The following is a 16,286-nucleotide window of genomic DNA, read 5'->3' as shown; positions in this document are numbered from 1 at the left end:
GTATTTTATGTTCTTCAATTAAAGGGTAAAATTATACTCTGAAACGAGTAACAGCTTCCCGTAGATCCATAGCTAAATTTGCTAAGCTCTGGCTAGAAGAGGCAATTTCCTCCATAGAGGCTGATTGTTCTTCAGTAGCTGCAGAAACGGTCTGGGATTCTTCGGTAGCCTTTTTACTTAAGCTGTCAATCCGGTTTACGGATTCTACAATTTGTTGACTACCAATTGCCATTTGATCAATGGAAGAAGAAATTTCCCTTACTTGATTTGATACTTGTGTAACCATTATCACAATCTCTTGAAATGCCTGTCCAGCAGCATCCACTACTTCTGCGCCTAACTTAACTTCTCTAGTACCATCATCCATAGCCATTACTGCTTTATCCGTATCTCCCTGAATTCCACTAATCAATGAGGCGATCTGTTTTGTTGCCTCTTGGGACTGTTCAGCCAATTTACGAACTTCCTCAGCTACTACAGCAAAGCCGCGTCCTTGCTCACCTGCCCGCGCTGCTTCAATCGCCGCATTAAGAGCCAATAAATTGGTTTGTCCAGCGATCCCGGAAATAGTAGCTACAATCTGTCCAATTTCCTTAGATCGTTCACCTAATTCGGCTACTGCTTGCGCAGAGGTTTGTACCGTCTGTTCAATTTGTTTCATTTGAATAACCGCTTTATTTACTGCCTTATTACCTTCGTTTGCTTTATTAGCTGTTTGACTGGATTGCTCAGCTACTTCATTGGTGGTAGCGGAAATCTGCTCGATACTTGCTGACATCCCTTCCACCACTGCAGAGGTTTCATTTGCGGCAGTCAGTTGTTCCTGGGAACCATTCGCCACATCGGTAATCGATATAGCAACTTGATTGGCAGCTTGAGCCGACTGATCGGCGCTGGCTGTCAGCTCTTCACTAGAAGCCGCCAACTGTTCGGACTGAGAGTGTACCTTTGTGACAAGCTCACGCAGATTGGTCCTCATCTCGCGAAAACCCTTCGCTAGCTGCCCAATTTCGTCTTCGGAAGAAACTTTTGCTTCTCGCTCCCGCAAATCTCCTTCAGCTAATAGTAGACATTCGTCACGTATGACCAAAATTGGTTTTACAAACTGTTTCGCAATGAACAAAATAGCAGCTACTGCGATGAGTAAACATATTACAGAAATCAATAGCATCATTTTTGTTAGGCTATCGACTTGACGAGTTGCTTCCACTTCAGGCGCCGCTACGATTACAACCCAACGCTGGTCACCTGGTAAGTTAATTGGAGTGGCTACTGCAACTCGTTCTACACCATCAACAAAGCTATATACCCCTCTGGACTGTTTCCCCTCTTTAGATGCTACCTTAAATATATTGGTCAAACGTTCGTCAAGATCACTTTGTGGTAACTTAAGTTCTGGATTGATTTTCTTGTCAAGCAGATTTAATTTCCCTACAAGATCAGGCTGTTTGGGATGAGCAATAACCATACCCGAATCATCTGCAACCTGACCGTAACCTGTCTCTAAAAATTTTAGCTCTTTCATCATTTCACTTAATTTTTCCATGGAAAAAGTTCCAATTAAGACTCCTGTTAGTTGACCATTATTCATTACAGGTACTGCTAAAACAACTGCCAATTTCCCTGTAACTTTTGAAACGAGAGGATCTGATACAACAGCCTTCTTTGTTGCTACCACTTTCTTAAAATATTCTCGATCATTGTAAGAAGCTGTTTGTCCTGTATTAATAACCCCTGATCCATCAGGTGAAATGAAAGCAACGACATCAAAAATTCCAAGGCGTTTCTGCATCTCTGACATGGCCTCTGTAATCTGAACTTTATCAGTGCCTGCGCGAATACGCTGAATACTGGCTAAATCCTCTAATTGAACAATCATCTTTTCCATATCTGCTTGTACTCGATTGCTATAATCAGTACCTACCGCTCGCCCAGTATCATCTACACTTTTTAATAGAGATTGTTTGGCTAGATAGTAACTAACACCCGATAACGCAATTAACACCACTAAAATAAGAGGAATAAGACCTAGTAGTAAACGAGTTTGGATATTTTTCACTTTCATTTTATAGACTCCTTTAAATAAATTGTACTTGCATCAAAAGCAAACATGGTAAAATGCTTCGTATCAATTACATTTAAAGATATTTTTCGACATTTTTCTGCAGTTTCCTTTGTCAACTGGAATTTTTTTTAATTTCAGGAGTTATCAGCCAGACTCAATTAATTGAATCTATATGCCAATTTTATTGAGTACATTCGTGATATATTCTACTAAATAATCTTGAACAAGCACTTCAAATATATGTTGCAACTCTTATAAGATTATATTTGCTAATAACATTCTTGGACTCACAGGTTGGGGATAGTCATTGCAATAGCCTATTCGTAATAAAAATTGGATTTTCTCAGTAATTCCTAAAAAAGATGCCATTTCATTTCCTATTATTTCTTCTTCGAGCATTTGGGTCATGGGGTGGATTGCTATTCTTTTATCCCGTGCCTCAAGCCACATCCTCTGAAGCTTTCGACCCGTCTCAATCAATTCTGGAATCGAGGAATCCTTACTGGTAATTAGCAACCACCCACTGCCAGCAGCCACTTGTTCCCCTACTTTCTTAATTGTTTCCTCTCGAAAGCTATTCTCCAAAACAGATTGTCTAGTATAAAAGTTTTTAACATACCATTTCGCTATACCTTCTATCTCCATTGTTTCAGGAGTTAACCCATTGCGATAATGCCTACTATCCTGGTTCGACCATCGAATCCACTGCGCCAATTCCTCTTGCGCAGAATCCCTATAGACCTGTGATTTGTTAGCCAAAAGAGTCCCTTCTGCAAGATAATGCCCTTCTCTTGACTCCCTTGTATAATAAATAGAATCTGTATTTTTTCCTATCAGAAATTGAATATCTTCCCTCGATAATTGATCGTTAAGAAGGTTATTTCTAACCGTCCTGCGCAATCTTATTTTCTTAACATCAAAATTATTTGACCCGTTAACTTTTCTTAGCTTTATATCTAATACATCTCTATCTTTTGGCTGTTTAGCTACTACTTGAACATCTACATCATATCCTTTTACCCTTGCTGCAACGACTAGGTTTTCTAAAAAGGCCCCTATCGAAAGAAGAGCTTCACGATTTTCTGGATCAACAACAGCTAAGCACCTAGTTAGATCTGTACCGATAATCCAGTGATTACTATCAATAATCCGTACCGTCCATGGTTGGGTGTTATGTCCGCTAGGTGCCAAAGAGGCTAGATATATTATATCTAGCGCCCCCTCCTCTAACCCCTTTATCTGGTTACCTACGTTTTCTCTATCAGGTGTTTTAAACTGCAACAATGAATTGAATAGATAAGCTCCCCCTAGCAGGGCAAGACTCGCTCCACTGTAATTAATGAATTGCCGTCGATTCATAAAGCACCACTCCCTATAGATAAGCTGCTTGTTTTATATAACTCTTGTATGTAAGATGATATGGCTCTTCTTATCTCTATTTATAATTAGCTAGCGTCTGGTTAACCCGTTGTGCTACGATGTTCGTTGCTTTATGAACGGCTTCTAGCACAGTTACCTTTTTCCCAACAAAAGTGTATGGAATTATTGTTTTATTGATACCTGTACTTCCTATTTCCTCTGTCAATACATATTGTTGTTTTACTGCATCATATAAACGAACTTTTATTGTTGCTTCCGATTTGATCGACTGGTAAAAAAGAATCTCACTAAAATCAGATTTAGTTGGCAATATCTCTACAACAAATACCATATTCACACCTTTCTTAGCAGCTAGTGCGAAAAGATCTGGTTTCTCAGCCTTAGATATTTCGCCAAAACTATAGTTCGTTATTTTGTCTTGCGACTCACTATCTTTACATATTGCAATCTTCAATTGCTTTTCTAACTGTGTATAAACTTCATTCTTTAGCTGAAGTCCATAAGTCTCCCTCGATTCGTCTGCAACAACCAAAAGAACAACCTCATCAGTAACATCCTTTTTATCCATTGCTGAACAAACAAATACTGAACTAAAAGAAATCATAATCATAACAATTATACTAAAGATTTTTCCCATCCTATTCACCATTCAACCCCCAATCTTTTTTTGTCTAACATTAAATTAGTTTGATGAAACTAACTATAAATTTATTTAAAACCCGCGTTTAGTCGCGGGTAGTATTGTCTGTTACTTTACCTAAAAGGTATGCAAATGTTTCTCTTTCAGTCTCATCCAGTGATTCCATAATATGACCAGCAAATTGATAATATCCCATATCTTCGATTTCAATTAATCTTTTTCCCTTTGCTGCTAAGCTGATATGTACTACCCTAAGATCACTTTCTGAGGAGATTTTTTCAATAAACTCTCTTTGTAAAAGCTTATTAATGGCAACCGTTACCGTAGATTTTTGCACCCCAAACTTTTCTGCAAGCTCGGTTATCGTAGGATTTCCCCTCTCTCTTATCGCATGAAGATAATGTAATTGAGTTATTGTTAAATTAAATAATTCTTTGCTGTTAGGAGTCTCTTCTTTATATTTTCGCATACATTCACGCATTGACTCAGATAGAACATTGATTGCTTTAACGATTATATCTTCCGTCGCCATACTAGTCTGTTCTCCTTACATATAATTAGTTTGATGAAACTAATTATATGTAAGGAGACACAAATTGTCAAGTCTCCAAAGCAGCTACCGCCCCACTACTTTCTCTTGAACCCACCCGTTTTAGCTAGATCTTTTAAAAATAAGCTATCTGCTAAAGGCAACAATACGCTATCTCCTGTAAATGCGGATTTATAAATAGCCAATATTACTTCCAATGCTTTTCGGCCTTCCACTCCGCTGATTGGTGGTTCCGTGTTATTTTTTAATGCTGTAGTTATTTCCTGAAATTGACGCTGATGACATTCAAAAGAAATATCGGGACTACTCACCCCAGCATTTTCAGTACTACTTCCTACTTTATATTCATAACCCGATTTTAATTGAACAGAGGTAAGTACATCATTCTCAATCACCGCGCATCCTTCTGTCCCATAGATGTCTACCCGCGAAACTAGACCTGGATATGCACAGGTAGTCCCTTCGATTACTCCCAACGCACCAGATTGAAACGTAACAGCAGCCGAGGCAGTATCCTCCACCTCTATGCCTGTATGGCCGAAAGTTCCACAATGACCTGTAACTTCTGCGACTGATCCTGCCAAATACTGCAGCATATCAATATAGTGGATACCTTGGTTCATTAAAACGCCACCGCCATCAATATCCCATGTCCCACGCCAAGCAGCGCTGTCATAGTATTCCTGACTCCGATATAGCTTAATGTAGCAACCTCCAAAAATCACTTTACCCAATTTGCCTTGTTCCAGTAAATTTTTTAAAGCGATAACACCATCACTGTAACGCCTTTGGAATACGATTGACAATTCCACTCCTTGTTTTTGGCAGGTTTTAATTAGGGTATCCGCTTTTTCTAATGTGACATCAATTGGCTTCTCGATTACAACATGTTTACCCGCTAATGCAGCCTGAATTCCAAGATCAGCATGCAGTCCATTAGGAGTACAGATCGAAACTACATCAATATCAGTTCTTTTTAACATTTCCTGATAGTCATTGTACCAATCACAATTAAATTGGGTAGCAAGTTCTTGCGCCTTTGCAGCAGATCGACCAAAAATCGCAACCAACTCAGCATCAGGTATCGCTGAAATTGCCTGGGCATGCGTAGGGGTTATCGATCCGGTCCCTACTATTGCAAATCTTACTTTATTCATTTTGCACCTCGTTTTAAAAATTTTGGCAAATGTAGCCTTGTTCACTAGATTCCTGGTGGCAAAATATGATGGAATAACAATTCCAAATCATTATTGACTGGCTCCACTGATTTTTCAATTTTCATCCGTAATAAGCTTCCCTGCCAGCAGTCCCAAACTAAATCAGATAATTGCTGTGCTGGTAAATCCCTTCTTACTTTCCCCATTTCCTGTCCTACGAGAAAACGTTCCGCTAAAATTGATTTGTATTGACTTACAGATTGCTGCAAAGCCATACGACATTCTTCACTGGCCTCACTGATTTCAGCAGCAAGATTCCCTAATAAGCAGCCTTTTTTTATCTGGGCACATCTATATTCTTCAGCAATCGCCGAAAATGCTGTATACAGCGCCTTATAATAATCTTCTTCTTGGGTTGCCGTATCTAAGATACTTTCCCATCTTTCCGTACTTATGTCGGTATAATAGCGAATCACCGCTACGCCAAACTCCTCCTTACTCGAAAAATAATTGTAGAATGACCCTTTGGGAATATCGGCTGATGTAGCTATTTCTTGGATACCTGTAGCGTTAAAACCTTTTTGTTCAAAGAGTGATAAGCCAACTTCTAATAAATTTTGTTTTGTTTTTTCTAAATCTGCACTTTTTTTCCTCGCCATTTGTTACCACCTCTTGTAATCGTATCTTTCTGCTTTTTTGCCAATCCATTGTATAGATAGGAGAAAGAGGCAGATTTAGTCTGCCTCTTCTTCTGTCCAATGGCGCAATTAGTGTGACAATTGTTAAGACAATGTTTTTTCTGCACCAAGTTCAAAAGGAATTAATTCATCCGTTCTATTTTGATGTGTTTTTGTTACCCATGCTGGATCGGCAAGTAGAGCCCTGCCCACTGCTACTAAATCAAACTCTTTCTTCTGTAATCTTTCAATGAGAGGTGTAAGGCTTGTAGTCTTTGCACCTTTCCCTTCCATGAAAAAGTCGATAAAGTTATTGTCAAGACCAACAGATCCGACAGTAATCGTTGGTTTGCCAGTTAATTGCTTCGTCCACCCGGCTAAGTTTAGAGGTGATCCTTCAAATTCTGGTTCCCAATAACGACGAGTTGAGCAATGGAAAATGTCTACTCCTGCATCTACTAAGGGTGCTAAAAATTCAGCAAGTTGTTCCGGATTTTCTGCCAGCTTCGCACTGTAATTTCCTAATTTCCATTGAGAGTAGCGGAATACAATCGGGAATTCTGGGCCTACAGCTTGCCGGCAAGCGCGCACGATTTCAACGGCAAATCGGGTACGTGCAACCAGATCTCCGCCGTATTCATCCTGGCGCTGATTTGTTTTTCCCCAAAAGAATTGATCAATTAAGTATCCATGTGCACCATGAATCTCAAGCCCATCAAACCCTAGGCTTTTCGCATCACTCGCCGCCTGCCCAAATGCCTTAACGATATGTTCGATTTCGGACTTAGTCATTGGTTCAGTTACTTTTACCCCTGTAGCTACATCAATCCCTGATGGACCAATTGGTGGGGCAGTTGGATTCGGATTGTCACCATTTATTTGACGTGCCATTCCAACATGCCATAACTGAGGAATAATCTTGCCTCCTGCCTTATGAACGGATTCCACAACCTGTGACCAGCCACTCAGCGCTGCTTCCCCATGGAAATTAGGTCGACCTAGGCCTTCTGCTGCCGCAGGGTGATTAATCAATGTACCTTCAGTAATAAGCAATCCTACTTCATTTTCTGCTCGTCTTCTATAATATCCTGCCACATCTTCGCCAGGTACGCCATTAGGAGAAAATCCTCTTGTCATTGGCGCCATGGCAATTCGATTCGCTAATGATAAATTCCCAATCCTTACTGGTTGAAATAAAACCTCTAGATCATGATTTCTAATTTTCTCATTGTGTTCCATATGTATCTCTCCTTATGATAGCAGCGTAATTATTCAAACATACGCCACTAGTCTTTTAACTGCACATGCCGTCATTGGCGACAACATTTACTTCTTTACCAAACTTACAAGCTTAACGCTAATACTTGACGAACTACTTCCGTTGTTACTGTACCTTTTTCACCAAGCTTGACCATTCCATGTGCTTTTAAACCAGCAATGATCTTTTCGATTGTCTCTTCACCCAAGCCATAATCCGATAAGCGAGTTCTAACGCCCATAGTTTCAAAGAAGTTCCTAGTCTTCTCAATCGCTAACTCGATTTTTTCTGCTGGTGATAAGTTGATATCTATATTCCAAATTCGCTCACTGTACTGAAGAAGTTTAGCTGCTTTTTCTTCCTTCATCACTTCTAACATGGATGGTAGCACGATAGCCAATGTCTGAGCATGATCTAGTCCATATAAAGCAGTAATTTCATGTCCCACCATATGAGTAGACCAATCCTGAGGTACCCCGCTACCAATCAAACCATTTAGAGCAAGAGTAGCCGTCCACATTATATTAGCACGTACATCGTAGTTTTCTGGATCTTGTAAAGCAATTGGACCTTCTTCCACCAATGTCAAAAGCAGTCCTTCCGCAAACCGATCTTGCACTTTTCCTGCGACTGGGTAGGTCAGATATTGTTCCATCACATGAACAAAAGCATCTACAACCCCGTTAGCAATCTGCTTGTTTGGCAACGTATATGTATAAATTGGATCAAGTATGGAGAAACGTGGGAAAGTCACTGGACTAAAAAACGGTAATTTCGCCTGCAGAGCTTTCCTAGTTATTACAGCCCCATTATTCATTTCCGATCCCGTAGCTGGCAGCGTCAAAACTGTTGCAAAAGGTAATGCCGTATCGATAGGCAAATGTTTTTCAACCAATTCCCAAGGATCACCTTGCGTAAAAGGTACAGCTGCAGCGATAAACTTGGTTCCGTCAATAACTGAACCGCCTCCTACAGCCAATAGAAAATCATAGTTCTCTTTGCGTATTAATTCCACAGCCTTCATCAGAGTTTCATAAGTTGGATTAGGCTCAATACCGCCAAATTCTCCTAGTTGATAATCCTTCAATACCTCTTTAATTGTTTCTAGCAGACCAGTTTTTTTGACACTGCCGCCACCATAAATCACTAGTACTTTGCTATTGGAAGGAATCTCCTTTGGCAATCGCTTAATTTCACCTTTACCAAAAATAATTTTTGTCGGATTTGAAAATTGAAAATTTTGCACATTAACAACTCCTCAAAATAATTTTACAATGGTATACTTTCCCTTTATTATACGACTGGTCATATTTATTGTCAATAACGTTTCCTATGCACTATTTAATCTACTCTCCAAAAATTAATTTATTACTTCCCTCTCCTTATCATTTTCAACAATAATCCATTTTGTAGCTTCACTGCATCAGCAGGACATAATTCTTGGCAGCAATAGCAGCGGATACATTTTTTGTAGTCAATTACTGCTTTATTATCCATCATTTTAATTGCTTCAGGAGGGCAATGGGCGGCACATCGCCCACAAGCTATGCAACAATCCGCAATCACTGGCTTAGCTGTCAGCTGATTTTGAAAAAAGTCAACGACTGGGGCAGGTAACTTATTATCTAAGGATTCTAAATTACGAGGCTTAGCAAATTCTAATCGTATATTGCTACCACTTCCTACAATTTCTATATCTTTCATTCTTGGCGACAAATCTAAGGACAATGCCTTAGCTGCAACAGGCATGGTTTCCCCCTTATACCCCATCACTTCTGCCATGACCAAATCCACAGCAAAACCATTCCTTCCGCCTAGAAGTATATTAGCCTGCTTGGGCTTACCGTTTCGCGGTCCATGACCTTCCATACCAACAATACCATCTACTATATAAAGCACTGGCTTTATCACCTGTGCTAAGTCCACTAACATTCCAGCAAAATCGCTACGTTTTTTCATCCGTAGGTGAAACTGAGCCTTATCAGTCCCAACCATCAAACCGAATAGATTTTTCACTCCCCCTGTAACCCCCATAAAGGAATGAGTCTTCATCTTTGCCAATGAAATTACTTTATCTACTTGGATATAGGCTTTCGCTAAGACGAATTTTTTCACGGTACTACCTTGAGCAAAAGGTACTTCCACCTTATCGATAAAAGGTATAAGCTCTACGTCCTCGTGTTGGCATACCCTAAGAATACCGCATTTTTCAGCGGCCTTCAGTGTACTACTTACTCCAGGTGAGTCCCCCACAAGAGGAATCCCACCCGCTCCTTTAACTTGTCTTATCATCGCCCGGACGATTTCAGGATGGGTAGTCACTGCTTTGTCTGGCGGTAACCCTTCCAACATATTTGGTTTGAGTAAAACCTTATCTCCCGGCTTAATGAACTTTGATATACCTCCCAATTGATTAAGTAATTCATGCATTGCTAACGCAACTGCCTGTTCATCATAAGTATCTGCTTTTGTAATTACTACTTTGCTCACCTAATCACCTCAATTAATTATAATGAATACCTACTATACATTTTATTAGGAACTATCTCGAAGTACCAATTCATGGTGTCATTTCACTTTGTTTTTACATTAGTTAAATAAGCCCCTTATTTATTCATAATCTACAAATCATATATTTGTTTATGCATATATATTCTTTTTGAACGTGCCACTTCTAAAACTTCATACCAAGATAACTTTTTAAAGTAACTTAACATCTTCAGTTTCTTTCTCTGGAAACACCCCAGCTCTGCAGTTTTAATTCTTCAAAGCTGGTATGAAACATTATAACGGGAGGAGGTGGAACATTATCTAATTCTACATCCCTTTTCCTCTATAATAAATGACAAAATATTATAAGATAATCAGAATAAAAAACTCCACTGCTTAGTGGAGTTTTTATTCCGAGTTGTTAATAACCATCATTAATATTATAAATTTATTATTCTCTTACTGGCCATATATAACCAATGAAATTAAAACCTTCTTTATCTGTTTTTAAATCATCCATTTGCAAAGTTTCTGTAAAAGGATATAAATTACTTTTACGGGAATCAACAACAATCTCATTATTTTTAATTTCCCGTATAATGTCAACTTTAACTTTATTGTTAGTTGGATTAGTTCTTATTAATAACGCACCTATTTTTGCATCATGTGAGTCAGTTTTAGTTATCCATCCAGCCTTTTGTGCGTTATCAATCCACTTTGTTACATTTCCTTTCCAATTAACACCTGGTTCCTGAGCTACTTTATCAAATTCTTTAAGCATGTAAGCAGGAGCCCAATATTCAAAAAATCCTTTATACCTTGGCTCTTTAATTTCCATTTGATCCATGTAGGATACTTGATATTTCGCCGGATCTTTATCATAGTCATCTTGACGAATAGGCCAAATATAGCCCATAAACTTGCGACTATCCATCTTCCTCATATCATCATATTTTATTGCTCTGATAGTTGTTTTACCCCAACTATCAGTCACTTCAGATCTATAGTTTATTCCACCAAATGAGTATATACGATTACCAACTACCTTACCTACATTGTTCTCCTCTACAATAATACGATCAGACAATACGACTCGAACTATAGCAACATGTCCTCCATCTCTATCGAGACCTTGCCACTCTGCAATTGCTCCAACCATTGCGTCCCTAGCCATAGCCTTTGTTACCCAACCAGCTTGGTTGGCTTGTAAAGTCCAATCATAGTTAGTATTTAACCAGTTAACTCCTGGTTGCGGTGCAATTTTTTCAAATTCTTGGGCGGCATATTTAGCACAGATACCATCCGGTAACTGGTGCCAATCAGCAGCAAATGCAATGGCTGAAAAATACATATAAATAACCAAAATACTCAAGCTAATTTTTCTATACATACTGTAACTCCTTGTTAGACTTGTTCCTATTTTTAATTATTCCTCATATTTTTTTCTGTTCATAGTAGCCTCGGTTAATCATTTACTGTAACTTGTAGTGTTAACAAAACAAATGGCCTCCATTAAGCAAGTGTACTTATGGATGCCATCCATTTTAATACTTAATTACATAATAATCCATTTATAGGAAAATTACTACTACTAAAATAGTTCTTGCTAAAAAACAACATGCTGGGTACCACTCTTAGCGTACGAAATCCATCATTACCATCTACGATGGGTAGTTCCTCGCATCATAGATAACGACGAAAATTATTATTTATCGTTAACGACTATCCTCTCCCACTTCACTATCAAATCCTTCATTTTTTATTGTATTTCTTATAAAGGCATATTACCATGTTTTTTGGCCGGTCTGGTTTCACTTTTTGTTTCGAGCATTTTAAGAGCCTCAATAATACGTACTCTCGTTTCTTTAGGTTCAATAATCATATCCACAAAACCTCGTTCTGCCGCTTTATAAGGAGTAGCAAACTCTTCTACATATTTCTGGGTTTTTTCCATTACTTCTGCATCACCGCGAAAAATAATATTCGCTGCTCCTGCTGGTCCCATGACAGCAATTTCTGCTGTTGGCCATGCAAAAACCATATCAGCACCTAAGTGCCTTGAACACATACCAATATATGCCCCACCATAAGATTTACGAGTGATTACAGTGACTTTTGGTACTGTAGCCTCTGAATAAGCATATAATACCTTGGCGCCATGACGAATAATACCACCATATTCTTGGCTAGTACCTGGCAAGAATCCAGGAACATCCACTAAATTAACTAGGGGAATATTAAAAGCATCACAGAAGCGGATAAATCGAGCGCATTTATCCGATGTATTAATATCCATACATCCAGCCATTACCTTAGGCTGGCTCGCAATAATCCCTACACTTTTGCCATCTAGGCGAGCAAAGCAAGTAATAATATTCTGGGCAAAAAAAGGTTGTGCTTCGTAAAATTCCCCATTATCCACAATCATTTTTATAATGTTTTTCATATCATAAGGAATACTAGGATCATCTGCAATAGCCGAATTTAAGGCCTCTTCCATGCGATTTGCCTTATCCTCAGTCTCATATCTAGGCGGAGTTTCCAAATTATTGTTTGGTAAAAAGCTTAATAAATAACGAATCTGTTCCAGACAATCCTCATCATTGGCTGTCACAAAATGAGCAACCCCTGATATCTCATTATGAGTCATAGCTCCCCCTAAGGTTTCAGCAGACACCTCTTCACCTGTCACAGTCTTAATAACTTGTGGTCCTGTAATAAACATTTGACTCGTTTTATCTACCATATAAATAAAATCAGTTAATGCTGGAGAATAAACGGCACCGCCTGCACAAGGTCCCATAATAACAGAGATCTGTGGAATAACTCCTGAGGCCATGGTGTTATTAAAAAAGATATCCCCATACCCTGCCAACGCATCAATTCCTTCTTGGATCCGCGCACCACCAGAATCATTAATGCCAATAATAGGTGCTCCCATCTTCAATGCCATTTCCTGCACTTTTACAATTTTAGCAGCATGCATTTCTCCTAAGGAACCTCCGACTACCGTAAAATCTTGGGCAAAAACAAACACGAGTCGTCCATTGACCGTACCATAACCAGTTACTACCCCTTCACCAGGGCTTTCTTGTTTTTCCATACCAAAATTGATACAACGATGTTTTACAAACTGATCAAACTCAATAAAAGTATTCGGGTCAAGAAGCCTTTCGATACGCTCACGAGCAGTCATTTTACCACTAGCATGCTGTTTTTCAATACGTTTTGCGCCACCGCCCAATTTAATTGTCTCTTGCTGTGTCTTCAAATTCTCAATTTTTTCCAAAACTGTTTTCATCTATATTCCCTCCGAATTTTATACTAGGTTATATATTCAGATACTATTACCTGGTACTAATTTTAAATCATGTTCATTATATCAGACCTTGCTGCCTTTATCAAGTTTGCGAACACCAGGATATAAAATACTAGCGCCTCAAAAAAACATAATGCAATATAGTCTGAGAGGTCAGCGAATTTCATCCGCTGACCTCTCAGTCTATAGAAGGAGCCGACGGTTCGCTTGCTTCCATGCCTAAACTATTAGATTTCTAGGAGCCATTATATTATTTTCGTCGTTAAAGATGATACGGTTCTGTGTATCACCTCTAACGGCGAAATTTATTGTACGTCAAATAAGTCAATCCTAATCCCATTGTTTCTCAACTCAACGGAATCGCCAGACCGTGTCTCTCCCGCAATTGCATGAGAAAGGAATTGCTTAAAAAGTAAAATAGGCATAATACTATGTCATGCACTTAAATTGCATTAAACATCCAATAAATCACCGGGTACCGAATAACAAGAAAAATATACTGCAAATAAATTATATTTATGATCTAGAAGCAGACTCAAAGCTACTTGAATCAAACAATAAGTACAATGATGCTACCAGTCCACTGAGCATTATATTTACATTTCCTCCTGCTGACGGTGCAAGTTATAATAATACCCTTGATGCCTTAATAATTCGTCATGGGTACCAATTTCCGCAATATTGCCACATTCCATCACCACAATCATATCGCACCGCCTAACGGTTGATAGACGATGGGCAATCATAATCATCGTCCTTCCTTCAGCGATACTATCAAGATTATCCATAATAATACGTTCTGATTCATAATCAAGAGCACTAGTAGCTTCATCAAAAATCAGTACGCTAGGATTAGGTAGCAGCGCCCTAGCAATGGCAATACGTTGCCGTTGCCCCCCTGATAATGCGGCACCCCGTTCTCCCACACTAGTATCATATGCCTTAGGCAATTCGTTTATAAACTCATGGGCCCCAGAAATTTGTGCCACTTTTTGTATTTCTTCAAGCGTAGCCTCTGAACGAGCAGTAGCAATATTTTGGGAGATAGAACCATTAAATAAATAATTCTCTTGTAGTACCACACCAATCTGGCGGCGTAGCCAAGCTGGCTCCACTTGCACCAAATCCACACCATCAATCAAAACCCTACCTGATTCAGGCACATACAGACGCTGGATAATTTTTGTCAATGTGCTTTTCCCCGAGCCAGAGCGCCCAACAATCCCTACACGCATACCAGCTTTAATATGCAAGCTAACTTGCCGTAACACCTCACTCGTATCACTACGATAACGGAAAGTTACCCTATCGAGAATAATTTCACCACGAATATAAGGCAAAGTCGTACGATTAGGATTAAAGGTAGGCTCACTATCTTCATTGAGAATATCCCCCAACCGATCCACCGAAACTCGGGTTTGCTGAAAATACTGCCACATATTTACAAGCCTGAGAATTGGAGCAATTACCTGACCAGCCAACATTTGAAAAGCCACCAATTCACCAATTGTCATTTTATTATCCATAACAGCATGTGCGCCAATCCACAATATAGCCAATGTAAAAAGCTGTTGAATAAAAGAACCAATATTGCCAGCAACATTAGCTAAATTAGCAGTAGCAAAGGATGCTTTTGCGTAGCGAGTTAACAATTGCTCCCATTTCTGCACAAAATGAGGCTCAATAGCTAACGATTTTACAGTTTGAATACCAGTCACAGCCTCAATTAGAAAGGCTTGATTTTCCGTCCCAGCAGTAAATTTATCATTTAAGCGCCGTCGAAAAATTGGCGTTACCACTATGTTCAGTATTATGTATAATGGCAACGCCACCAATGCCGCCAAACTCAAAACTCCGCTATAAACAAACATCACTGCAATATAAACCACAGCAAACACTATATCCAGTACAAGTGTCAATGACGATCCTGTAATAAATTGACGCACATTTTCCAATTCTCTCACTCGTGAAACTACATCACCTACCTGCCAAGTTTCAAAATATTTAATAGGCAGAGCTGTAATGTGACGAAATAACTCGGAACTTAATGTTACATCTATTTTATTCGTAGTGTTCGTAAATAAATAACTACGCACTGCTGTCATCCATACCTGAAATATAGCTACTACCACCATGGCCAACACCAATACATCCAAAGTATTTAAACTACGATGTACTAGTACTTTATCAATAATAGTCTGGGTAAACATTGGTGCAGCCAGCCCAAATAATTGTAAAATAAACGATATTAACAATACTTCGCTAAATAGCCCCTTGTACCGCAATACAACTGGTACAAACCAAGCCAGATTGAACTTTCTAGCTGCCTCCTCAAGCCCTACTCGCTTAGTAATAAGTATGACTTGCTGGCTCCAGGCCTGAAACAGATTTTGCAAGGAAATAGTAAAGGGTTGAGGTTTATAGGGATCAATGAGAACTACCTTGTCCCCTTCCCTGCGCACCACTAAAACATAATTACCATTTTTTAAAATAACCACTGCTGGCAAAGGGTATTGGAGAAACTTTTCCTGTTCCGCCTTAACCAACCGAGCCTTCATTCCCAAATCCTTAGCAGCACGAACAAAGGCAACATCATCCATGCCAACTGCGCCTACTACATAAGCACGACGCATTTGTACGATATCTGCTGGAATTCCTAGTATTTTAGCCACTGTCACTAGACATATTAAAGCCGTATCTATATGTTGAGGTCTTGAGCTCATTTCTTCAACATGTTGTTCTGTCTTCAT

At 39.1% G+C, this 16,286-nt stretch carries 12 protein-coding genes; all 12 read right to left on the bottom strand.

The annotated features are described in order from the left end of the window. Positions 1 to 31: 31 nt before the first annotated feature. The 12 genes from UFO1_RS01540 to UFO1_RS01485 all read right to left on the bottom strand — a co-directional run bounded on the left by UFO1_RS01540 (position 32) and on the right by UFO1_RS01485 (position 16,286). The gene (locus UFO1_RS01540; protein WP_038667040.1) at positions 32 to 2,065 is read right to left on the bottom strand and encodes a methyl-accepting chemotaxis protein; all 2,034 of its coding nucleotides are present in this window, start codon (positions 2,063 to 2,065) and stop codon (positions 32 to 34) included. 252 nt (positions 2,066 to 2,317) lie between these two features. After that, positions 2,318 to 3,424 carry a nitroreductase gene (locus tag UFO1_RS01535; RefSeq protein ID WP_038667037.1) on the bottom strand — a complete coding sequence of 369 codons (1,107 nt, stop codon included), beginning with the start codon at positions 3,422 to 3,424 and terminating at the stop codon, positions 2,318 to 2,320. A gap of 76 nt (positions 3,425 to 3,500) precedes the next feature. Then, a complete protein-coding gene (locus UFO1_RS01530; RefSeq protein ID WP_038667034.1) occupies positions 3,501 to 4,094 on the bottom strand; it encodes a hypothetical protein in 594 nt (197 codons plus the stop codon). 76 nt (positions 4,095 to 4,170) lie between these two features. Then, the gene (locus UFO1_RS01525) at positions 4,171 to 4,617 is read right to left on the bottom strand and encodes a MarR family winged helix-turn-helix transcriptional regulator (protein WP_038667031.1); all 447 of its coding nucleotides are present in this window, start codon (positions 4,615 to 4,617) and stop codon (positions 4,171 to 4,173) included. A gap of 95 nt (positions 4,618 to 4,712) precedes the next feature. After that, positions 4,713 to 5,792, bottom strand: a complete 1,080-nt coding sequence (locus tag UFO1_RS01520; protein ID WP_038667029.1) for a Gfo/Idh/MocA family protein — start codon at positions 5,790 to 5,792, stop codon at positions 4,713 to 4,715. A 44-nt stretch (positions 5,793 to 5,836) separates the two neighbouring features. Continuing rightward, the gene (locus UFO1_RS01515; protein WP_038667026.1) at positions 5,837 to 6,451 is read right to left on the bottom strand and encodes a TetR/AcrR family transcriptional regulator; all 615 of its coding nucleotides are present in this window, start codon (positions 6,449 to 6,451) and stop codon (positions 5,837 to 5,839) included. A 123-nt stretch (positions 6,452 to 6,574) separates the two neighbouring features. Beyond that, positions 6,575 to 7,708 (bottom strand): NADH:flavin oxidoreductase, encoded by a 1,134-nt coding sequence (locus UFO1_RS01510; RefSeq protein WP_038667024.1) that lies wholly within the window; start codon positions 7,706 to 7,708, stop codon positions 6,575 to 6,577. A 104-nt stretch (positions 7,709 to 7,812) separates the two neighbouring features. Then, positions 7,813 to 8,973 (bottom strand): iron-containing alcohol dehydrogenase, encoded by a 1,161-nt coding sequence (locus tag UFO1_RS01505; protein ID WP_038667021.1) that lies wholly within the window; start codon positions 8,971 to 8,973, stop codon positions 7,813 to 7,815. A gap of 122 nt (positions 8,974 to 9,095) precedes the next feature. Next, the gene (locus UFO1_RS01500) at positions 9,096 to 10,217 is read right to left on the bottom strand and encodes a DUF362 domain-containing protein (protein WP_038667018.1); all 1,122 of its coding nucleotides are present in this window, start codon (positions 10,215 to 10,217) and stop codon (positions 9,096 to 9,098) included. 451 nt (positions 10,218 to 10,668) lie between these two features. Then, the gene (locus UFO1_RS01495; protein WP_038667014.1) at positions 10,669 to 11,607 is read right to left on the bottom strand and encodes a CHAP domain-containing protein; all 939 of its coding nucleotides are present in this window, start codon (positions 11,605 to 11,607) and stop codon (positions 10,669 to 10,671) included. A 381-nt stretch (positions 11,608 to 11,988) separates the two neighbouring features. Further along, on the bottom strand, positions 11,989 to 13,518 hold the full coding sequence (locus tag UFO1_RS01490) for an acyl-CoA carboxylase subunit beta (protein WP_038667012.1): 1,530 nt from the start codon (positions 13,516 to 13,518) through the stop codon (positions 11,989 to 11,991). Positions 13,519 to 14,132: 614 nt separating this feature from the next. After that, positions 14,133 to 16,286, bottom strand: coding sequence for a peptidase domain-containing ABC transporter (locus UFO1_RS01485; protein WP_038667009.1), 2,154 nt, complete (start codon positions 16,284 to 16,286; stop codon positions 14,133 to 14,135).

Source organism: Pelosinus sp. UFO1 (assembly GCF_000725345.1).
Classification (GTDB): Bacteria; Bacillota; Negativicutes; order DSM-13327; family DSM-13327; genus Pelosinus.
This window is presented reverse-complemented; position numbering and strand designations above follow the sequence as displayed.

Excerpts from the sequence above, each read along its gene's own strand:
- UFO1_RS01540 (WP_038667040.1), bottom strand. The coding sequence starts at position 2,065 with ATGAAAGTGAAAAATATCCAAACTCGTTTACTACTAGGTCTTATTCCT.
- UFO1_RS01535 (WP_038667037.1), bottom strand. The coding sequence starts at position 3,424 with ATGAATCGACGGCAATTCATTAATTACAGTGGAGCGAGTCTTGCCCTG.
- UFO1_RS01530 (WP_038667034.1), bottom strand. The coding sequence starts at position 4,094 with ATGGTGAATAGGATGGGAAAAATCTTTAGTATAATTGTTATGATTATG.
- UFO1_RS01525 (WP_038667031.1), bottom strand. The coding sequence starts at position 4,617 with ATGGCGACGGAAGATATAATCGTTAAAGCAATCAATGTTCTATCTGAG.
- UFO1_RS01520 (WP_038667029.1), bottom strand. The coding sequence starts at position 5,792 with ATGAATAAAGTAAGATTTGCAATAGTAGGGACCGGATCGATAACCCCT.
- UFO1_RS01515 (WP_038667026.1), bottom strand. The coding sequence starts at position 6,451 with ATGGCGAGGAAAAAAAGTGCAGATTTAGAAAAAACAAAACAAAATTTA.
- UFO1_RS01510 (WP_038667024.1), bottom strand. The coding sequence starts at position 7,708 with ATGGAACACAATGAGAAAATTAGAAATCATGATCTAGAGGTTTTATTT.
- UFO1_RS01495 (WP_038667014.1), bottom strand. The coding sequence starts at position 11,607 with ATGTATAGAAAAATTAGCTTGAGTATTTTGGTTATTTATATGTATTTT.
- UFO1_RS01490 (WP_038667012.1), bottom strand. The coding sequence starts at position 13,518 with ATGAAAACAGTTTTGGAAAAAATTGAGAATTTGAAGACACAGCAAGAG.
- UFO1_RS01485 (WP_038667009.1), bottom strand. The coding sequence starts at position 16,286 with ATGAAGACAGAACAACATGTTGAAGAAATGAGCTCAAGACCTCAACAT.